We start from the raw sequence: 21,121 nt of genomic DNA on the forward strand, positions 1-21,121 counted from the left end.
GGTTTGTGTCTCAAGTGCGCGCCCAAGCTTGGTGAGGGTTAAATCAGCGCCGTCGAGCAAGGTTTTAGTAGCAAGAGTAAGAGAAATAAGCCGTTTTTTGTGAATGTTGGGGCACTGTTTTGACAGTGTTTGTAGTAGGATTTGGTCATCACGCATCGTTAGCATCGCTATTGAATCTGTCTGTATCGAGTGTGTTTTTGGCGAAATTCATTAGATCAGAGGGAGTGATGCGTGTCTACCTCATTGTTTCAAAAGATATTTATGAGGGGATTCCCTAGATCCCGGCGTAAAAAGACACCTTGCTGCGACAAGGTGGGAGAGGCTTATTCGATGAAGAAAATCACTTAACGGGTGAGGTCACATTCCAGCATGGCGACACTGTGTAGTCTTCCAAACTTTTCACCCACATCACTGAGCTGACCCACTTGTTGAAAGCCATAGCGGCGATGTAGCGCCAACGACGCAGGGTTAGGCAAAGTGATCAAAGAGTAGGCGCGGCGCAGGCCTTGTTGACGCATGCCATTGAGTAGCGTTTGCATCAGTTGCGAGCCAATGCCTTGGCCACCTGCATCGTGAGCGACATAAATCGTGATTTCTGAGGAAATAAGATAGGCTTGTTTGGGATTAAAGGCGGTGTTGTATGCAAAACCGACAAGTTTGTTGTTTTGCTCCGCGACCCATGCCTGATAGTGAGATGACGTGTCAAACTGAGCAAACCAGCGCTCACGCTCGTCCGTCTGCCAAGGCACCAGATCAAAGGTAATCGCGGTTTGCGAAATGTAATAGTTATAAATGGTGTTGATCGCGTCACAATCCCGCAATTCCATGCGTCGAATAAGCATTTTCTCTTCCTTTTTGCTTTTTTGCGTCAAACAAGATACCGACCTTCTTTCCGCTTGCCAAGGGTTGGTGATAGTTTGATCAATTTTGGGGTGAGGAATGAACACTGTCGACCACTTAAGTGACTACGTCGGGGATTAAGACGAGAAAAGATTGTAGATTTGTCCGGTTCGGATTAGCATGAAATTCTCACTCCTCGACATTAAGGACGTGTTTTGTCTGAGTTAACTGCAACTTCTATTTCTCCCGTCGGTCCGTATTTTTCGCCTTTGGTTCAGGGCTATTGGCGCCTTGATGACTGGCAAATGACGCCACAACAACGCCTTAGCTTTCTTAAAGCGCATATTGACCTTGGCATTACTACGGTGGATCACGCGGATATTTACGGTGACTATCGCTGTGAATCCTTGTTTGGGCAGGCGATCAAGCTTGAACCGAGCGTTCGTCAGAAAATTCAAGTGGTCTCGAAGTGTGATATTAAGCTGGTCAGTGAAGCGGCGCCAACGCGCAAGATTAATCACTACGACACCAGTTATCGTCACATTATTCAGTCTGTTGATAACTCATTATCGCGTTTAGGCGTTGAGCGTTTAGATGTACTCTTACTGCATCGCCCGGATGCGTTGATGGACGCAGATGAAGTGGCAGAAGCCTTCACCACACTGCGTCATCATGGCAAAGTGAAACACTTAGGGGTGTCGAACTTTTCTCCATCGCAGTTTGAGCTTCTACAATCGCGACTCGATGAATCGTTAGTGACCAACCAAGTCGAAATCAACCCACTGCGTTTTGACGTGATTCATGACGGTACGCTCGATCAGTTGCAACGTTTGCGGATTAAGCCGATGGCGTGGTCTTGTCTCGCGGGCGGGGAGCTTTTTAATGGTGATAGTGCGCAGGCTAAGCGAGTAAGAGAAACCTTACAAGCGATTGCGGATGAGCTGGATGCGACCATCGACCAAGTGATTTACGCGTGGGTTATGCGTTTACCATCAGAGCCGTTGCCGATTATTGGTTCGGGGAATATTGAACGCGTGAAGTCAGCGATTAATGCGCGCTCATTAACTCTGAGTCGTGAACAATGGTATCGCATTTGGGTTGCCTCAAAAGGGCATAATGTGCCTTAGGCGCAGCGGGCAATAACCTAATAGAACAGTAAAATAAGGCGGCCATGATGCCGTCTTTTTTTATCACTGTAATGAATGAAACCAGCGATGGTGTGGAATGCATGAATGGCGACGAGAGCGATGATCCTTTGCTTTCGTAACGCCATAACTGGCAGGTTGCCCGGTGGAGACGTCCTGTTACCTGCCGGGTCGTGACTATTTTTTAGCTTGAAGTTGCGCGTTGTGTGACGTGAGCGCAGATACCTCAAGCAGTGGGGCGGCGTCAATATCGTCAGCATTCATCATTGATGACACACGCTGGACCGATGAGAGCAATAACGACTGTTCCCATTCTTCCAAGTTTTGGAAGCGAGAAATAAAGCTTTCTTGCAAAGGTTTCGGGGCTTGCTCGAGTGCCGCTTCACCTTGCTCGGTTAAATGCGCGTGGACTTTACGCTTATCCAGTTCACTGCGCACGCGTACAATCAATCCGCGCTTTTCTAAGCGATCAAGGATCGTAGTTGCAGTGGCTTGGCTCATGTTGGTGTGCGTGGATAGTTTTCGAATGGTCACCTGACCTAATTCTTTGATAGCACGCATTAAAACCAGCTGAGGGCCAGTAATACCAGAGACTTTGTTGAGTTTGCGTGAGTGCAGGTCAATCGCTCGGATGATTTGCCGCAGCGCGACCAGGACTTCTTCGTGTTTTTCCATTCATTAACCTCCACCAGTAAAACAGCGAGCGAAACTTACAATACAAGCAGATGTAGTGCAAAGATATTTAGAGAAAAAACGATGATTTACGGTTTTTTTCTCTGCGAAATAACTCGCCGTCTTTCAGTATATTATAATCGTTAGAGTTCAAATTAAATCTAATTTATTGTTATTTTTAGCTCTTTCAGTGACACAGTGCAAAAAGCACTACTTTGTCACAAACTTTCCTGCCAAACAGGTCCGATCAGCGTTGCAACTCGTTGTATTCAACACTAAGCATAATGGGTCGATCACATAAAGAGAAATAACGCAAATTGCTTGTTGCATTCAGTTACACATTGCTTAAAATCGCTTGCCAATAAAAGAGAATGGTTCTCATAACCATTTGAATCTCACTAGCGAAGGATAAAGGTATTATGGAACTGACCCCTTTTAAGCGTAATCTTATCGCGCTTTCCCTTTTTGCGGCACCTTTAGGTGCACAGGCAGCGACCCAGCAGGACGTTGTTGAACATTACGCTGACGTTGCTCATGCGGTATTTGCTGATTCATACACAACAGCTATCGCGTTAGAGCAGGCCATCGATACGTTTGTTGCTAAACCTTCTGAACAAACTCTTCAAGCAGCAAAAAAAGCATGGCTCGATGCGCGTGTACCTTACCAACAATCGGAAGTTTTCCGTTTTGGTAACGCTATTGTCGACGATTGGGAAGGGCAACTCAATGCTTGGCCACTCGATGAAGGTCTGATTGATTATGTTGCTGATGGATATCAAGCGGAATTAGGTAATGCGGGCGCGACGGCCAATATTATTGCTAACCAGTCCATTCAAATTGGTGCCACTAAGCTCGACGTTGCTGATATTACGCCTGACTTGCTAGCAAGTTTGAATGAAGTGGGTGGGTCAGAAGCTAATGTCGCCTCTGGATATCACGCGATAGAGTTTTTGCTGTGGGGGCAAGATTTACATGGCACCCAAGCGGGAGCAGGTGAGCGTCCTTACACCGACTTTGCCTATGGTGAAGCATGTACGCATGGTAACTGCGACCGTCGTCGTGACTATCTGAAAGCGGCGGCCGATCTGTTGGTCGATGATTTGGCGTGGATGCGCGACCAATGGGCGGAAGGAAACAAAGATAACTACCGAGCGACCTTACTGGCGGACTCGAGCGAAAATGGCTTGCGCAAAATGCTGTTTGGTATGGGATCACTGTCTTTGGGTGAGCTTGCCGGTGAGCGTATGAAAGTGGCACTGGAAGCGAACTCAACTGAAGATGAACATGATTGCTTCTCAGACAACACACACAACTCGCACTTTTACAACGAGCAAGGTATTTACAACGTTCTGACAGGCTCCTATCAGCGTGTGGATGGTAGTGAGCTGACTGGCCCTTCGATTTTGGATCTGGTTGCTGAAAAAGACCCAGAAGCGGCAAAAGAGATCAAAGCGAGCTTTGATAAAGCGCACCAACAAGTCAAAACCTTGGTTGTGTCGGCTGAGCAAAACAACGTGCATTTTGATCAGTTGATTGCCGCAGGCAACACAGAGGGTAACGCGTTAGTTAATCAATCGATTTTTGCACTGGTTGATCAAACCAAGCACATTGAACGTGCCGCCAAACTGATTGGTATTGATAACCTCAACCCAGATACCGCGGACCACCAATTCTAATTTAGCCGCGAAAGACAAGCCCCGTTCAGCGGGGCTTTTTGCTTTGTCAGGATACACTATGAAGCCCTATGTCATTGCTTACCTCAGTGCAGCGTGTATAAGCGCGTTGTACCTTCCTTCCAGCCTTGCATTTGAACGCACCTCTGGCGGCAGTACCACTGTTATCAAAGAAGGGCAGAATGCCTTTTCACAGCCAGCCGCTAACCTTCCGATGAGTGAGCGCATCGATTTTAGCGTCGGCAACAGTTTTTTTCGTAACCCTTGGGTAAGTTCGCCAGCATCGACGGATGCGCGCGATGGGCTGGGACCTTTATTCAATACCAATGGTTGCCAAAACTGTCACATTAAAGATGGTCGTGGTCATCCGCCCCAAGCGGGGGATATTAACGCGGTTTCGATGTTAGTGCGGCTAAGCGTACCGGCGTTGAGTGACGCGGAAAAACAAAAGCTGATCCAGTACGGCAATATTCCCGAGCCAAATTACGGTGGCCAGTTACAAGACTTCGCGCTGCCGGGCGCCAAACCAGAAGGAAAAGTGACACTCTCTTACCAGCCAGTAACGGTCACATTCGAAGACGGAGAATCGGTGACACTGCGCAAGCCTAACATTGCGATCACCGATTTAAACTACGGTCCTATGGCTGAGAATGTGCAGATGTCTGCACGCATTGCGCCGCCCATGATTGGACTGGGACTGCTTGAGTCGATTGCCGCAGAGGATATCTACGCGCTGGCCGATCCCAGTGATGATAATGGCGATGGGATTTCGGGACGGGCAAACCAAGTCTGGGACGTCGAACAAGGGCGTACCGCATTGGGTCGTTTTGGCTGGAAAGCCGGTTTGCCAACCGTTAAACAACAAAATGCAGCGGCCTTTAACGGTGATGTCGGCCTCACGACCTCCATGTTCCCGCATCACAATTGCATGCCTTCGCAATCCGTTTGTGAAGATATGCCAAATGGAGGAACGCCGGAGGTAAGTGACAATATTCTCTCGTTTGTTACCTTTTATGCCCGCCATCTTGCCGTGCCAGCGCGCCGTAATATGCAAGATCCTAGTGTAAAACAAGGACAGGCGCTGTTCGTTGACGCGGGCTGCCATGCATGTCATGTCCCGACTTTTACCACCCAAAAGCGGCCTGACTTACCGGCATTGAGCGAGCAGACCATTCATCCGTATACGGATTTGCTGTTGCATGACATGGGAGAGGGGCTTGCTGACCACCGCGGCGAGTTTATTGCCAACGGCCGAGAGTGGCGTACTGCCCCGCTTTGGGGAATTGGCTATACCAAAGAAGTCAGCCCAGAAGCAACATACCTTCATGATGGACGCGCGCGCACCCTGATGGAAGCGATTTTATGGCATGATGGTGAAGCCGCGACAGCCAAACAGGCAGTACTAGGCATGTCTAAAACAGAGCGTGATGCCTTGGTTGCTTTCTTACGCTCATTATAACGGTATTAACTAACACGATTATTGGAGTCATATCGCATGCGTTTTCGACTCAATGCTGTGGCGGTGCTCTCTGTGAGCGCCACGCTATGGCTAACGGGATGTTTATCCCAAACTGAGACAGGGCCTAATCATGGCTTGTGGCAGCTGCAAAAACAACGTAGTGAGCATTTTAAACAAACGGCAGCGCAACTTGCCTCAACCACAGCAGCGGTATGTGATGATCGCGCGACTGTGGCAGAGGCTCGTGCGGCATGGCAAACCACAATGGCGGCATGGATGCCGCTACAAGGGGTAGAAAAGGGCTCGGAGCAAGCGCTCGCACAAAGTTGGCGCATCCAATTCTATCCGGACAAGAAAAACACCACCGGACGTAAAATCAATGCGTTGCTTGCTACCGATAAAACATGGCAAGCGAATGACTTGGCCGAGCAAAGCGTCGCGGTCCAAGGTGTTGGTGCAATGGAATGGCTGCTTTATGACGCCCAAGCGGACATGCGTGATGCCAAACAATGTCAGCTCGCGAAAGCGGTGAGTGGCCGATTATCGCAAACTGCCAGTGCCTTGAATGAGGCTTGGCAGCAAAATCCGTGGCAGGGCATGCCCCCATCGATGGCGATGGCGGAAAAACTTGGTGCATTGAACCACCAGTTAGATTACGTAATGAAGAAGCTTTCAAACCCATTGGGTAAGCCGGGTTTTCCCAACCCGTACCAAGGCGAAGCATGGCGTTCTCGCCATTCGTTAGCGCTATTGGGAGAGAGTATTAAAGCGATGCAGGCGATGTATCATGCTGATGGTGGTATTGAGCAGGCACTGCGCGAGCGTGGTTTTGAAAAGATCGCAGATCGGGTTAGCGAGCATTGGCAGCTTGCCTATGACAGTGTGCCGACGGACGGGGTGCCACTGTTTGAGCGCCTTAATAGCGTTGACGGGTATCGCGATATGCTCACGGTGTACAATAACTTGGAATACCTCAAGTTAGTGCTAAATGGGCAGGTCGCGCAAGATTTGGGTATCGTTGTAGGGTTTAATGCCACCGATGGAGACTAGTCTTAAACGTCGCCGTTTGCTTAAAGCGGCCTTAATGGGCGCGGCGCTTCCTTCCGTCGTGAGCTTAGTGGCAGGCTGTAGCGAAAAAGAATCGCAAAAGGCCTGCACCTTGCTGGGCTGTGCCTTGAGCACGGATGGCTCTTACGCGGTGGTGGGCGCTGATGATACCGGCCAGCCGCTGTTTCGTCTGCCGTTACCAGATCGTGGTCATGGTGTCGCAGCCCAGCGTCGTCACATAGGCAGTTTGGCCGTGGCGTTTGCGCGTCGTCCCGGTGATTTCATGCAGGTTTTTGATTATCAACGTGGAGTGACGTTGTCACAAGTTGATGCCGAGCCGGATCGTTATTTCTATGGCCACGGTGCTATTTCTGACGATGGCCAATGGTTGTATACCACAGAAGGAAAACGCCAAACTAGTGAAGGCGTGATCGGTGTGTATCGCTTGTCACCCGACGGTCAAGTGAGCAAGGTGCGTGAGATCAGTGGTTTTGGTATTGGGCCCCATGAAATCGCTTTGTACGATGCGCAAACGCTGGTGGTGGGTGTGGGCGGTATGCACACAGATGGCCGTACGGTATTGAACATCAATGAAATGCAGCCCGCGTTAGTCTATCTCGACATTGCCAGTGGTGAAGTCGTTGAGCGTGCCGAGTTGGCGAATAAAAAGCTCAGTATTCGCCATCTTATGGTGTCTCATGATGGTTATGTGGCCACCGGCCAACAGTATCACGGCGATGATAATGCGCCTTTGGTCGCGATTCATCGTCGCGGCGAGCCCATGCGACAGCTCACTGCAGAACCAGAGCAGTGGGCGCGATTTAACAATTATGTTGCCAGTATTGCGACCTTAAATGGTTGGATTGTGGCGACCTCTCCGCGAGGAAATTGTTATGGGATCTGGTCACTCGACAGTGGCGAGATGATCAGTCTTCACCCGTTGGTCGATGCGTCCGGGGCGAGTCGCGATGGCGATGTGATCAACCTCAGCTCTGGAGGAGGAAAAATGGTCACGCTGAATACCGCACACACGCCGGATTATCACATGACACCGGTGCGTTGGGATAACCACTGGATAACACTGGTGTAATCTTGCTCGGGTAAAATCAAATATCGGCAGCATCGTTTTGCTGCCGTTTTTTGTGCCATATTCCTGCCGCAAAGCGATCAAAATCAGACTATCATTTTGCTTCTGTCAGGCGAAATTTTGCCATAATTAAAGCATGGAGTAGGAGGTGTGTATGAAAATAAGGCCGGACGCCTATTTGGCTAACCTTCTGATTGTATTCAGCTTAATCTTATCGCCTGTCCATGCGGCATCGCCTAACAGCAGTGGCAGTGTGCGGTTTTTGACCGAATCAGCCGGACAGTCTTTGTCTGCCGATGAGCATCATCAACGCGCCTATCAGCATGCCCGAGATTGGCTGCAAGCGGCCGCGCCGGATGCCACTGTGCTTGCCTATCCTGACCTACTCACGCGTGACTATCTGGAACATGGATTCGTTTTGCTGTGGGAGCGAGACGATGCGCGCTATGAACTCGAAACACAAGTTAACGTCATTTCACTTGCTGGGATCAGCCCCGAGTTTGAATGGCGAGCATGGCAATTACGCCAGCTTCGTGAGCAAGGCCAAGATTTGGCTTACGACGTGTTTGCGACCGATACCCTTTATGCCTTACTCAGCTATCAGGCCGCTATTCCCCAGAAAGGAAAACAATGGTTTTTTGGCGCTCAACATCGCGCGCCACTTCCAGCGCCTGCTTTGCCCATGCGGGAACAGGTATTTCAGGCTGGGTTAGACCATACGCTGTACGCCTTTTTATACCATCGCCGCCCGGCTAATCAGCAATATCGCGCGTTAGTGACCGAAATTATCCGGCTACAACAAGATGCGAACCAACTGTGGCCAACGGTGGCATTGAACGGATTAGTCAGACCCAATGAGGCGGTTGCGACAACCTTTGCGTTGAATTTGGTTGAGAATCTGCGGCGACAAGGGTTTTGGGGGGAAGATCAACGGCTACAAGCGATTGATGGGCACAGCGTTCGTTTTGGCGGAGATTTGTTGGCGGCCGTACGCGAATTCCAAGCGCAACATGGACTGACGGTGGATGGCATTATTGGCCCATCGACGGCAAAGTGGCTAAACCGTGATGCGCAAGACCGCATTCGATTGCTTGCGCTCAACGCTGAGCGGCTTCGTCTATGGCCCGATGATCAGCCGAATCGTATTGTGGTCAATATTCCCGATTATCGGATGACATTATGGTTTGATGACCAAAGTGTATTTGAAAGTAAGGTCGTGGTCGGACGCACATCGCGACGTACACCGTTATTTTCTTCTCGGCTTGATTCGGTGGTGCTTAACCCCAGCTGGAACGTGCCACAAAGCATCGTGCGACGGGACATTTTGCCAAAACTAGCGCGTGATGAGTCTTACCTCAGCCAAAATCATTATCGAATTCTGCCTGATTGGCACAGCGATCAAAGCATCGATCCGACCACCATTGACTGGCAGCAAGTGCGGGTTGATGGTTTTCCTTACCGCCTGCAGCAAGCGCCGGGCAAGCTAAACGCCTTAGGACGATTTAAATTTAACACCCCTAATCGCAATGCGATTTATCTACACGATACACCGGCACGTAGCTTGTTCAGTAAATCACGCCGCGCGTTTAGCTCCGGCTGTATTCGCGTAGAATATGCCGAGGAGCTGGCCAATGTACTGCTCGATTTGTCAGGGCAACGTTTGACCGACTATCAAACCTATCTGGATGCGACGCAAACCAAGTGGATCAGTTTGCGTCGTCCACTCGCCGTACAAACCATATATCAAACGGCATGGGTGACGGAAGACGGGCGCGTTGCATTTCGAGATGATGTTTACGCCTATGACACCAAACCTAATCGTGATGTCACGACGCGGGAGCCGAGTTATTTAACCCAGCAGCGACCGCTGCAACAAAACGAACATACTCAATAGTCCTAATAAACATCCAGAAGCGCGCGGTCTCTATATAGATGACTGAGGCTAAGCGGCACGAGGGTGTCGCGCCGCTGCAAAACGCTGAGGTCTATTCGGTTTGATGGGCCAAATGAGGGGCGATATAGCGCTGATAGCGTTTGGCTTTAAGCTTGGTTAAATCAACGAGGACCAAACCATCAATACAGTCGGCAAAGTCCGGATCGACGCCGAAATCTAAAAACTGTACGCCGCCAGGCTCGCATAACTCACTGTACTGCTTGTACAAAGTTGGGATCCCGACGCCAAGGTGATCCAACAGCATTTTGAGCTGTTTGAGATCACGCTGATAATCATCGCCACTAAAATGGGCAAGTAATTCACTCTCTTTCGCAGCTGCCAAACGGTAGGGGCGCTTAGAGCGTGCGTAATCACTGTCACCGGCAAAATAGGTGCGGTAGAAAAAGATCAGCAACTCTTTGGCCGCTTGTGGCATGGCGTTGCTGATAGTCACTGGGCCAAATAAATACCGATACTGAGGACGCTGGGCTAACAGGGCACCAATACCAAGCCATAGATAGTCGAGACTGCGCTTGCCCCAATACTTAGGCTGCACAAAGCTGCGACCGAGTTCCAATCCCTGTGCAAGAAAGGGCTGCATACCTTGCTCAAAGTCGAACAAACTAGCACTGTAGATCCCCTCTATTCCTTGAGCTGCCAAGGTTTTTTGGGTATCACACAGCCGATAAGCACCGACAATATCCAGCTCGACCGGATCCCAGAGTACAAGGTGCCAATAATGCTGATCGAATTTATCAAGATCGCGTCGAGCTCCCGTCCCTTCTCCAACCGCGCGAAAGGCGACTTCGCGTAAACGCCCAATTTCTCGCATGATGGGTGAGTCGGCTTGATAGTCTATGAGAAAGATCAGCTTACCGTCGGGAGTTTCACCCAGTTTTTCACTGGTTTCTAGCGCACGCTTGAGATCTAACCGCGGTTCAGGAGCGGCAATTGCAGCTTCGGTGGGGAATAAACCGGGCTTACCTTTTCCCAATCGGTAGAGGTGTTTGTGAAATAGCTTAACTCTCGTTCTCACCGGGAGGTTAGCACTAGCGCTGTAGCTATGGTGTGGGATCATTTCACCAATGGTAAAGACGATGGTTTTATTCTCTTGGCGGAACATTTCCTCTACCAAGAGTAAGGTCGACAAGGGTTTATATACCATGGACGCGCCATAAAAGGTGGCAGAGTTTCGTCCATCAACATGAATAGGAAGGATTGGAGCCTTGGCTTTGGTCGCCATCCGTAAAAAGCCTTGTTGCCATGGACCATCTTTAATGCCAGAAGGCGCGACGCGTGACACTTCTCCGGCAGGGAAGATAATTAACGCGCCGTCGTGATCGAGCCATTGATTGATGTTTTGGAGGTTTTCTTTTGGGGTGCGTCCGCCCATGTTATTGACGGGGAGCAGACACGAATGCAAAGGAGTAATTTGCATAAGAAGCTCGTTCGCGATCACTTTCACATCAGGACGTACTGAACGCACCATTTTTAGCAGTGCTAAGCCGTCTAACGACCCAATCGGATGATTGGCGATAATGACTACGCGTCCAGATTCAGGAATGCGCTCTTTTTCGCGATCACTGACGCGATAGCTGAAATTAAAGTAATCCAGTACCTGCTCGACAAACTCAAACCCTTGTAGGTGAGGGTAACGGTGGGCGAAATCGTGGAACTCCTGCTCGTGTAACAGTCGTCGCAACGTTTTAATCATGGGGCGTTTAAGCCACGCGCGTTGCTCAAGTTTGGGGTAATTCGAAGCTAATACCTTATCAACATCAAACATAGTCAACCTTGCGTCCAAAACCGTGCTTATGCACTGTTTGGTTAGACGTTAAAAACGACATTTGCTTACATCCTCACAGTCTTTAGTGCGAACTCATCGCACATAACGCGGTAAAGATCACAAAATAGCCGCTATCTATGGTTGGTGGGGGTCACCATAACCGTATAGGCATCAATGCTAGGTAGGAAAGGTGACAACGGCTTGGCAGCACAGTTGCAAACTCATGACAGCGTGGCATAGTGAGGTCCATATTCATTAGCGTAGACAGAGACGGTTGTGTGTGACACGGCCTCGCGAATAAAAGGGATCTCTCATGGCGTTGCATTACGAGATTGTGCCTGTTACGGCATTTCAACAAAATTGCTCCATCATTTGGTGTGATAAAACCAAGCAAGCCGCCGTTGTCGATCCGGGTGGTGATATTGCGAAAGTGCGCCAAATGATTCATGCACTTGACGTTACAGTAACGAAAATTTTGCTAACCCACGGTCACCTTGATCATGTGGGTGGAACGGTTGAGCTTGCCAAAGCGTTAGATATTCCAGTGATTGGGCCGCATAAAGAAGATGCATTTTGGCTGCAAGCCTTGCCTGCACAGGCGCAGATGTTTGGCTTTGCGCACGCCGAGCCGTTTGAGCCGGACCAATGGCTGGAACAAGGCGATACGGTGACGGTTGGAGAAGGACAATTATCGGTATTATTTACTCCGGGCCACACGCCAGGTCATATCGTTTTTGTGGACGAGCAAGGCCGTACAGCGTGGGTTGGCGATGTGCTATTCAATGGCGGGATTGGTCGTACTGATTTTCCTAAAGGGGATCATGCAACCTTGATCAATGCCATCAAAAACACCTTATTGCCGGTGGGGGACGATGTGACTTTCATTCCGGGTCATGGCCCGACGTCCACGTTAGGGCATGAGCGACAAACCAACCCCTTCCTGACCGGCGCGTTTTAGCGCCGTTCGATAGGTAGTTGCGCTCGTCGCTGTTCAATCTTGAGCAGCGGCGAGATAGCGTCGCGTCACGCCCACAAAATCCTCCAACGGCCTATCCAATAAATCCTCACTGACGAAAATGTCATAGCCAAGAAGCTCGCGTGTATAGCGCATGCGATTGGCGAGCATCGCCATCAGTCCTTTGTATAGGATACCGTTTTCTCCCCGATATGGCGTATCGTCAAACATCATATCTTCAAGTGGTTTACTGGGCTTACTGGGGGCTCGGCGATAGGCGGTAATTAACAGCGCGCGCTGAGTCATAATAATATGTGTGACCATACGCAGACTGATCCCCTCGAGAAGAGCGTCATAGTGCTTGATTTTAATCCCCACCCAAGGGAGAGGCTCACTGATCCCTTCTTGCCGATAAACCTGAGGAATACCGATGGCTGCGATATTTTTCCACTTCAATGCCCAACCACCACGAAAACTATGATGCTGCAGGTGCATAAAAGAGAGGGAAAAGGAGAGTTGTACGCGTTGTAGCAATTTATTGATGGTGAAAAAAATGGCGATGATAGCGATTAATCCCAGTACGCCTTGGCCGAATGACAAGGTAGGTTGGATCAGAAAAAAACACACTAACCCGAATGCAACCGCCATGGCTGCGAGCATGCTCCATCGTGCGGCTTCAAATTGCGGAGGATAGATTTTAACCGTTTTTAGCGTGTCCATGATCCTACGTGCAACCTGTGGGTAAAAAATCGGCGATGTCGGCGCTCCACTTTGCGGGTGGATTCGCCAACTAGCGACACTAAGTCTCGAGTCGAAAACGTCTCTTCTTTTAACCAGTATACGTGGAAAGTGTCTGATTAGTTTGCCTAAAAAACACTGGATTGGTAAACATTTGTCGCGGAATATCACGATCTTTACGCGTACTCGGGCACACTTACCTACAAAAGAGCGTCAAAATTTGGTATAAAACGCGCTTTGTTTTTCACCCGCTGCATTCAGAGGCTCTGAACGTAGTGCATCGGAGTAGGATGATTGAATGAAAATCTCTCACAAGCGTAAGGTACAATTCAAACTGAACAAGCGTGTAAAGGCAGCGTCGCCAGCGCGTCAGCGTCCAGTTAAAACTCAGCCAGTTGCCGCAGCGAAGCCTGCACCTGCTGTCGCGCCAGCAGCTGCTGCAAGCGTGTCAGTGTCACTCACGCCAAAGCAACAGCAAGTGCTTGATATTGTACAAGCCAACCCAGAAGGGATTAACCCGAAGGGCATCGGTTTAGCTGCCGGTCAAGAAGATAGCAAAGCCGCCTCTTGGGCGACAGGCGCGCTGAAAAAACTCACCGAAGAGGGTGTTGTGGAGCGTGTGCAAGTGGCATCTAACAAGGTTATCTACAAAGCCTGTTAATCGCATTTGCTGGCCCGCTTAAGCTGCTGATGGCGTCGATACTATTAGCGTTTAAGCGGGTTACTCACTCCACCTACCTTCCTTATACGCTTTTCTTATTTTCATGTGGCAATAACGTGAATAATGCAGTTATTTTTCATTGAATTGTTCTTTTATTGTTAAGAAATCTTGTCATTATTACGCATTCGCGTGATTAAAGCTTGATCAGACGCAAAATACTGTATGATCTTCCAGACATCTGTTTAAAACTGCATATAGTAGAGGGACGTCAGTTTTCTTTCTTTGTCTGGAGGTAAAGCCATGGAAGTGCTGTCTACCCAGCTGAAAACACCGACTGAAGTCGTTTTCGACTACACCCATTTTTTATGTGAAGAACAGCAGCCCAACTGGACGTTCGTTGATATATTTCGCAGTTTGTTGCCCGCATTTAATACGGTGCTTGAGCATCACGCCCAACAGGCATTGACTGCCCAAGATCGTTTGCATCAGCAAGCGGCACAGGTACTATCATTTCGCAATACAGATACGGTTAACTTGGTGCGCCTAGCTAAATTGGCTCAGCAACAAAATATTCGCGAGCTGACCATTTTGATGCCCTATGCGCTGGAGTATCGTCAAATGGAAGCGATTAGCGACCAAACGGGGGCACTGTTGGAATACAGCAACGAAAATCGTGAGTGGGTACGCCTCACTTTTCCCGCTGTCTAATCTTTAGTGTCTCAGCGGATTGCTTCAATGGCAGTGCAACACGGCTGGATTTACAAATGCCACCCACTGTGTACCTGTTTCATAGTGAGTGATTTGCTCGGCTTGTGGTGAAAAGGCCAACACAGCGCAAGAGGTATTGGCTTTCACAGCACCTTCCACGAGTGCGCAGTCATCATAACCGTTGCGGCTGCGGATCACTCTCACCTGATCAGGATGAATTCCCCATTGCTGAAGATGTTTGGCCGTAAATGTACGCGGTGGATTGATGACAGTGATCCATTTGGGCTGTCGTGCCTTGAGCGCTAATGCTCGCATCATCGCTTGCCAATGAGTTTGTCGTACATCTTGCATCGCATACGTGGCGGTGTGTGTTAACGGCGCGGTATTGGTTGCGTGATGTACGGGCGTAATATTGGTAAGTGATGATGTCGTGTACATGCTAATACCTGTATATATGATCAATACTGTATGTATGAACAGTATTATTAAATCTGAACTTTGGCAAGTTGCCTGATGATTAATTTGTGATCAGGATCGTTATCTCTATCGTGTTGTGATCGGAAAGGTGATAGTCGAACAAGGAGCGTTCGTGAACAAAACGACACTGTTTTGTAGGGGCAGGGACCGGCCACCTCTCTGCATCGTCAGGGAATTCAGATATAATCAAGGGCTTTTGAATAGAGTCGGAGAGAGCATGGAGCAAGAGTTTTGGCATCAACGTTGGGCCGAAAATCAAATTGGCTTTCATCGCGATAGCGTACACCCCATGTTGATGGCGTATTGGTCTGCACTGAACCCGCGTTTGGACGAGGAAGTGCTGGTTCCGTTGTGTGGTAAATCTATCGATCTGAACTGGCTAGCCGAGCGTCACGAGCGTGTGGTTGGGGTAGAGCTTAGTGATATCGCCGTGCGCGCTTTTTTCTCTGAAAACCTTTACACACCGCAAGTGTATACGGCGCCCTCTGGACATACGCACTATTGCTTTGATGAGTTAGAGTTGATCAGTGGTGACTTTTTCACTGCGCGTTTGCAGCCGGCACCGTTAATTTATGATCGGGCGGCGCTAGTGGCAATGCCACCATCGATGCGTCAGCAGTATGTGGATCGCGTCACTTCCTTACTGGCCCCAGGCGGTCGCATGTTGCTTATCACTCTGTTTTATCCGCAAAGTGATGATCATCCGCCATTCTCCATGGATGAACACTTGGTTAGGCAGGCCTATCAAGGGATGGAAGTGACCTTGCTCGATACCTGTACCGAACCCTGTGGTGATCGAGGGGAGCAAGTCTGGCTGATTCAAGCCGCTAAATCATGATAAAGAAAAAGGGCCTGATGGCCCTTTTTCTATCGAGTGCGCTACGCCGGTTTGGCTTTAGTGGCGTGATACTGGCGGGATTCCCAGTGCGTGATAAAGAACACGGCGGCAATAATAATGCCGGCCCCTAACCATAACCGACCGGGTGGAATCCAACTAAAGACTAACCAGCCAAATAACACATTTAACGGCAATTTGGCGTGATCAAACGGCTGAACAAATGAGGCATCTGCAACGGCATAAGCCTTGGCTATCGCCCATTGAGCTAAGGCGGTGAGCAAGCCAGCCCCGATTAGCATCCACCACGCTGTCGCACTCGCTGGTAGCGTCCAATCCGGAACGGCAAGCAATAAGTTAAAGGGCGTGATCAAGAGTAACAAGTAGACCACCATGGTTGTTGGCGGATCATAGGCTGATAATCGTTTGACCATCAACGAATAAGTGGCCCAAAAAAACGCAGCACCGACAGGCAAGAGTGTAGCCCAAGTAAATCCGTCTGACCAAGGCTCTAAGATAATCATCGCACCACAGAAGCCCGCGAGAGTTGCTAGGCTGCGAGCGATACCAACACGTTCGCGTAAAAATAACCCAGATCCGATAGTGGCAAATAAGGGGGAAGTCATAAGCAGAGCAATACCTTGCCAAATCGGTACAGGATAGGCGAGGGCCCACAGCCACAGTTGAATACCAATCACCGAGATAAACACGCGCAGACAGTGTTTTCCTAAATGCTGTGTTTTTAATGCTTGACGCATACCCAACTGTTTTAGCCAAGGAATCATCGCAACCAGTGCGATCGCATATTGAATAAAGGCGACGGTGGTCGACGGTAGGCCGAGTTTAAAACTGACGTATTGTGAGAGGCTATTAACCAGCGCAAAACAGAGGCCGGCGATCAACATCCAAACAGCACCTTGGATGGGATTATGAATTTGTTTCATCGCTGTGGTTATCCGAAAAAATATGCTCGGATAGTAGCGCAAAATAGGCCGCAGAGCGACTAGAAATCAATGCGGCCTGATGTTTTGTATTAAGCTCTTAACCCTGCATATAACAAGGGAATGTCGGGATTAATGGCATCCAAGCTCGCTTGGGTGTCGGCCAAATGGCTCACGGTGCTGTTCACCACTTCGGCTAAAGCCACAGAGGCAATCTGATCCCACGAGTAACCCGCCATATTGGCGGCAATTAAAGCAACTTGCAGTGGAGGCAAACTCGGATTAAAGGCCGCATTTTCAGCATACATTCCTTTAAACACATGACCGTCATTTGTTTCAATCGCGACACCGCTGTAGTTACTGGAATAAGGCGCATGGCTAATGTTCGCCGCTTCAACGGCTTGTTTAAGCAGAGGATCGTCAATATCGTCTGCCGTTAAGCCTTGCGTTTGGTCGGTAAGCAGTCGCGCTTCAATACCGAGGTCGGCAGGGCCAAATGCTTCGGGAAGGTAAGTGTGCAGTGATTTAGCGTCCGATTTAGGCAGTTGAATCACTAAGTCCTCAGCACCATTTAACTCGTTCATAAACTGACGACAGTGACCGCAAGGGCTGTAATTAATGGTGATGTCGGTTAAGCGCGTCGCCCCTTTGGTCCATGCGTGGCTGATCGCAGATTGTTCTGCATGCACGGTTTGTCCAAGTTGAACGCCAGTCAGTTCGATATTTGCACCTAGGTATAAAGTGCCATCTTCTCCTCTGACAATCGCCCCTACATTAAAACGAGAAATGGGTGTCACCGCATAAGCTGCGGCTAATGGGAGCAAAGCAAGGCGCAATGCCGCGCCAGACAGGCCACTTGCGGCTTCCATGTCTGCCACTTGCGCGGGCGTAAAGGTCGCATCAAACGCCGATGCGTGAAGCCATTCCGAGACAGTGCTCTGTAGTGAGTCTGGCAATTGTGTCAGTGCGTCAATGAGTGCGGTTCGCATAGCATCACTTCTAAATGGTTAACGGCCTATCAGTGTAGAGAAGCGATCTTGATAAATGTGTGAGTAATGTCACGCATATAATGCAAAGGCGATCTTGTTGCTCAAACTTAGAGTGACGTCAACATTTTTAAGCCTGTAAATACAGTCACTATGATTGCTTTTAAATACAAGTGTGCAGGTTGCTATTCAGGCTGCCAATCCACGTAAGGGCGATGAACTTTGTAGTACTCACGCGCTAACGTGCCATTTTCACGCAGGCGTGTGATCAACGCAGTGAGGTAGGCATCAATAGCCTCACCTTTCTCTCCCTTAGGGATCACAAATACATCTTGAAAATCAGCGAAGTGAGCACGACGAATATTTGTTAATCCTAACTGTTTGAGTATTAAATCTGCTTCTTCTTGCGCCCACACGAATCCGTCAATACGGCCTGCAGCAAGGCGACGTAAAGATTGCGTAATACTGTGGGAGCGTGTGACTTTAAATGGCATGTAGTAGGGCACGGCTTCGATCGTGTAACGCTCGGGATTAGCCCAAAGGACATCAACTGGTAGCGGCTTATGTTTGTTGGTATACAAAACATGGGTAACATCGCCAAACGATTCGCTGCTAAATGCAAACGGTAAATCGGTGACTGTTTTCGTTGGACGCACGGCAGGTAGCATTAAATCGGCGTTGCCTTGTACGATGCCATTAATCGCGCGATGAATGGGAAAAACTTCAATGTCGATTTGTACGTTCGGATCTTGCGCATCGAGAAAGCGCACAAAATCCACGAAAGGCCCTGACCCGTCAAGTTGAATCAGACCTGGCAGTTCACCCATATGGATCACGAGTGTTTGTGGTACACCGTTTTGATGATTGGTGCCGCTCTGTGCCCATGCGGCAGGGGCCGACAGAAGAGTAATGTAGAGTAGCAATAGCAACAAATGTTTTGCCATGTCGCCTCCATTCTACTGATAAAAAGCTTGCGAGCAGATGTTGTGTGCTCGCTAGCCCACAAGAATAAAACTCCTAAGTGAGCAACGCTGTAATGCCAATAATCACACTGGCAGCGCTAAGTAATACGATCAGTGGTTTGGTGATACTAAAGTCTGCCGCTTGTAAATCATCCGGTTTCGCGAGCGATGGTGTCTCATCGGCTTGTGGTTGTGCTCGCGGTGCGGGTCGGTGCGACAGGGTTTGTTGGGGTAGGGCAACGCGGTAGCCAAACTCGCCCACCACTTCGAATGGCAAGCATTTTTTGCCGTTACGATAGGATTTTGCCATTAAAGACGTCACCACACTTTGGTGCTGCGCAAACGAACTATCCGGTAATGCGACCTGCTTAAACAGCGTGCGGCTGGATAACACTTCTCCCGCGTAGTAACAAAGCATTTCTAGCATGCGTGACTCTTCGTAGGACAGTACCGTGATGGTTTGGTCGGTCCAATATAAGGTTCTGCTTTCTGGTTCGAAATCAACATCCGCAAATCGATAACAGCGCGTATTCACTTTGGTTGTCATGATTGAGCCCACTCCACACGATACTCTTTTCAAAAGTGTGGACTCAAATCACGGTTCTGCAACTAGAATGTGGACGTTTTTTTTGGTAGACGAAGTTGGGCAGCGTGTGAGGAAATTTTGAAAAGCGATTATCTATCAGAAGGATAGTAGGTTTTCCCTTGCCAGTGGCTCCGATGACACCACGGCAAGGGAAGCAAAATTAACTGACCAAGGATTCCACATAATGGTACACCGCTTTGAGGATCTTCAGCTGGTGTTCATCGTCTTGGTGAGCATCGACCAATTGCTGTAAGTTTTCCATGTATGCAGGCAAATGGGTCTCGAAATAGTCGCGACGGTGCATAAACCACTTTTGCTGCTCAGCGTCAGTCAGTGTCCACGGATAATTACGCGCGCGGTAGCGGAACAGCAGCGGCTTTATGCGCCAGTCATCGACGCTCAAATCGAGCGCGGCAAGGTTTTCAGGATCGCGCGCACGAATAATTTCCATCGCACTTTGATCACTTTTCGAGAAAAAGCCTGCATATAGGGCACTATCGACGTCCTGATCGTCAAAGGGTTTTGATTCGGCAAAGACGGCAACCAGTTTTTCTCTTAGCTCTGGTGCGGCTTTGAGCGCTTTTAGATGACGCAAGCAGGCTTCGCGATCCACCCCTAAGCGCGCAGCATCTTCCGGACGTAGCGTTTTGGCATCGGCTAAGACCGGGCATTTGTTGATGTGCACCAGTTTCAGTGGTGCCGGTAATTCATCCTCCGCGAGCGCATGATGAGGTGTATATAAACGCTCGCGCAGCGCATCGGCATCCAGCTCAAAAAGAGGTGCTGGGTCTCGCGCCAAATCAATGGTGATCACCGCATTAGGATTTTCAGGATGCCAAGCAACTGGCACGATCCAACTGGTGTTGCTTCGCTCGGTGCCAAACATACCCGATACATGAACCAGTGGGGTCATATTCACCACATCAATCAAGGTTTTGATTTTGTTTTTATGGCGATGGGTCAGTAAATAATTAAATAAACGCGGTTGCGCAGATTTTACTTTTTTGGCGAGCTCAATGGTGGCGTACACATCCGCCATAGCATCATGCGCATTGCTATGCTCAATACCGTTGGCAACAGACAGTTTTTCTAGCTTAAAGCTTGGCTTACCATTTTCATCGAGCGGCCACTCAATACCCTCGGGGCGCAACGCATAGCAAGCGCGCATCACATCGAGTAAATCCCACCGTGAATTTCCGTTTTGCCAACTCCAACCGTATGGATCATAAAAGTTACGGTACAACGTGTAGCGGGTCACCTCATCATCAAAGCGTACATTGTTATATCCGAAGACACAGGTATTTGGCTGAGAGAGCGCCTCATGGATACGGGCGATAAATTCGGGCTCAGGTAAGCCTTTTTTCACCGCTAACTGTGGTGTGATCCCGGTGATTAAGCAGGCCTCTGGTGCGGGCAAATAATCATTCGGTGGCTGACAAAACAGCACTAAGGGCTCGCCAATAACGTTGAAGTCGCTATCAGTGCGCACGCCGGCAAACTGACAAGGGCGGTCTTTACCCGGGTGGGTGCCAAAGGTCTCAAAGTCGTAGATAAAAAACGTTGGCTGGGCGGTGTCGGTCACAATCGCATCCAATCTGATCAAAGAAAAGAAAGCAGGCTCAACCACCTG

20 protein-coding genes are annotated in these 21,121 nt (G+C 49.3%); 10 read left to right on the forward strand and 10 right to left on the reverse strand.

What is annotated here, in order from left to right:
- Positions 1–344 precede the first annotated feature (344 nt).
- Positions 345–842, reverse strand: a complete 498-nt coding sequence (locus BZG84_RS14370; RefSeq protein ID WP_077678378.1) for a GNAT family N-acetyltransferase — start codon at positions 840–842, stop codon at positions 345–347.
- 213 nt (positions 843–1,055) lie between these two features.
- Here BZG84_RS14370 and BZG84_RS14375 point away from each other — a divergent pair, with 213 nt between their 5' ends.
- On the forward strand, positions 1,056–1,967 hold the full coding sequence (locus BZG84_RS14375; protein WP_077480649.1) for an aldo/keto reductase: 912 nt from the start codon (positions 1,056–1,058) through the stop codon (positions 1,965–1,967).
- Between the two features lie 195 nt (positions 1,968–2,162).
- On the opposite strand, the gene BZG84_RS14380 is transcribed toward BZG84_RS14375, so the two are convergent.
- Complete coding sequence (locus BZG84_RS14380; protein WP_069587048.1) at positions 2,163–2,660, reverse strand: MarR family winged helix-turn-helix transcriptional regulator; 498 nt, start codon at positions 2,658–2,660, stop codon at positions 2,163–2,165.
- Positions 2,661–3,076: 416 nt separating this feature from the next.
- On the opposite strand from BZG84_RS14380, the gene BZG84_RS14385 reads away from it, so the two are divergent.
- The 5 genes from BZG84_RS14385 (at position 3,077) to BZG84_RS14405 (ending at position 9,817) form a co-directional block, all read left to right on the forward strand.
- On the forward strand, positions 3,077–4,333 hold the full coding sequence (locus tag BZG84_RS14385; protein ID WP_077678379.1) for an imelysin family protein: 1,257 nt from the start codon (positions 3,077–3,079) through the stop codon (positions 4,331–4,333).
- A gap of 58 nt (positions 4,334–4,391) precedes the next feature.
- Positions 4,392–5,789 (forward strand): di-heme oxidoreductase family protein, encoded by a 1,398-nt coding sequence (locus tag BZG84_RS14390; protein ID WP_077678380.1) that lies wholly within the window; start codon positions 4,392–4,394, stop codon positions 5,787–5,789.
- 36 nt (positions 5,790–5,825) lie between these two features.
- On the forward strand, positions 5,826–6,839 hold the full coding sequence (locus BZG84_RS14395) for an imelysin family protein (RefSeq protein ID WP_077678381.1): 1,014 nt from the start codon (positions 5,826–5,828) through the stop codon (positions 6,837–6,839).
- Complete coding sequence (locus BZG84_RS14400; RefSeq protein ID WP_077678382.1) at positions 6,829–7,926, forward strand: DUF1513 domain-containing protein; 1,098 nt, start codon at positions 6,829–6,831, stop codon at positions 7,924–7,926. Before BZG84_RS14395 ends, BZG84_RS14400 begins: the two co-directional genes overlap by 11 nt.
- Before the next feature lie 151 nt (positions 7,927–8,077).
- Positions 8,078–9,817, forward strand: a complete 1,740-nt coding sequence (locus tag BZG84_RS14405; RefSeq protein ID WP_077678383.1) for a L,D-transpeptidase family protein — start codon at positions 8,078–8,080, stop codon at positions 9,815–9,817.
- 91 nt (positions 9,818–9,908) lie between these two features.
- Here the strand turns inward: BZG84_RS14405 and BZG84_RS14410 are convergent, their stop codons facing one another.
- Positions 9,909–11,642 carry a GNAT family N-acyltransferase gene (locus tag BZG84_RS14410; RefSeq protein WP_077678384.1) on the reverse strand — a complete coding sequence of 578 codons (1,734 nt, stop codon included), beginning with the start codon at positions 11,640–11,642 and terminating at the stop codon, positions 9,909–9,911.
- A 313-nt stretch (positions 11,643–11,955) separates the two neighbouring features.
- Here BZG84_RS14410 and BZG84_RS14415 point away from each other — a divergent pair, with 313 nt between their 5' ends.
- Positions 11,956–12,600, forward strand: a complete 645-nt coding sequence (locus BZG84_RS14415; protein WP_069587035.1) for an MBL fold metallo-hydrolase — start codon at positions 11,956–11,958, stop codon at positions 12,598–12,600.
- 33 nt (positions 12,601–12,633) lie between these two features.
- Here the strand turns inward: BZG84_RS14415 and BZG84_RS14420 are convergent, their stop codons facing one another.
- Positions 12,634–13,317, reverse strand: coding sequence for a DUF2982 domain-containing protein (locus BZG84_RS14420; protein ID WP_077678385.1), 684 nt, complete (start codon positions 13,315–13,317; stop codon positions 12,634–12,636).
- A 316-nt stretch (positions 13,318–13,633) separates the two neighbouring features.
- Between BZG84_RS14420 and BZG84_RS14425 the strand changes: the two genes are divergently transcribed.
- Together BZG84_RS14425 and BZG84_RS14430 are read left to right on the forward strand one after the other, a co-directional pair.
- Complete coding sequence (locus tag BZG84_RS14425; protein WP_077480595.1) at positions 13,634–13,996, forward strand: MarR family transcriptional regulator; 363 nt, start codon at positions 13,634–13,636, stop codon at positions 13,994–13,996.
- Between the two features lie 300 nt (positions 13,997–14,296).
- The gene (locus BZG84_RS14430) at positions 14,297–14,704 is read left to right on the forward strand and encodes a hypothetical protein (RefSeq protein ID WP_077480597.1); all 408 of its coding nucleotides are present in this window, start codon (positions 14,297–14,299) and stop codon (positions 14,702–14,704) included.
- 24 nt (positions 14,705–14,728) lie between these two features.
- Here BZG84_RS14430 and BZG84_RS14435 read toward each other — a convergent pair whose 3' ends face one another.
- Positions 14,729–15,142, reverse strand: a complete 414-nt coding sequence (locus tag BZG84_RS14435; protein ID WP_077480599.1) for a hypothetical protein — start codon at positions 15,140–15,142, stop codon at positions 14,729–14,731.
- Between the two features lie 256 nt (positions 15,143–15,398).
- On the opposite strand from BZG84_RS14435, the gene BZG84_RS14440 reads away from it, so the two are divergent.
- On the forward strand, positions 15,399–16,019 hold the full coding sequence (locus BZG84_RS14440) for a thiopurine S-methyltransferase (protein ID WP_077678386.1): 621 nt from the start codon (positions 15,399–15,401) through the stop codon (positions 16,017–16,019).
- A 41-nt stretch (positions 16,020–16,060) separates the two neighbouring features.
- On the opposite strand, the gene BZG84_RS14445 is transcribed toward BZG84_RS14440, so the two are convergent.
- The 5 genes from BZG84_RS14445 to sbcB form a co-directional block, all read right to left on the reverse strand.
- Positions 16,061–16,960, reverse strand: a complete 900-nt coding sequence (locus BZG84_RS14445; RefSeq protein WP_198536740.1) for a DMT family transporter — start codon at positions 16,958–16,960, stop codon at positions 16,061–16,063.
- An 89-nt stretch (positions 16,961–17,049) separates the two neighbouring features.
- Complete coding sequence (gene cdd / locus BZG84_RS14450; RefSeq protein ID WP_077661981.1) at positions 17,050–17,946, reverse strand: cytidine deaminase; 897 nt, start codon at positions 17,944–17,946, stop codon at positions 17,050–17,052.
- A gap of 182 nt (positions 17,947–18,128) precedes the next feature.
- Positions 18,129–18,887 (reverse strand): ABC transporter substrate-binding protein, encoded by a 759-nt coding sequence (locus tag BZG84_RS14455; RefSeq protein ID WP_077480607.1) that lies wholly within the window; start codon positions 18,885–18,887, stop codon positions 18,129–18,131.
- 73 nt (positions 18,888–18,960) lie between these two features.
- Entirely contained in the window at positions 18,961–19,452 is a 492-nt protein-coding gene (locus tag BZG84_RS14460) for a winged helix-turn-helix domain-containing protein (protein ID WP_077480609.1), read from the reverse strand.
- 199 nt (positions 19,453–19,651) lie between these two features.
- Positions 19,652–21,073 (reverse strand): exodeoxyribonuclease I, encoded by a 1,422-nt coding sequence (sbcB, locus tag BZG84_RS14465; RefSeq protein ID WP_077678389.1) that lies wholly within the window; start codon positions 21,071–21,073, stop codon positions 19,652–19,654.
- Positions 21,074–21,121 lie beyond the last annotated feature (48 nt).

Source organism: Salinivibrio sp. PR932, assembly GCF_001996125.1.
In the GTDB taxonomy this organism is placed as follows: Bacteria; Pseudomonadota; Gammaproteobacteria; order Enterobacterales; family Vibrionaceae; genus Salinivibrio; species Salinivibrio proteolyticus.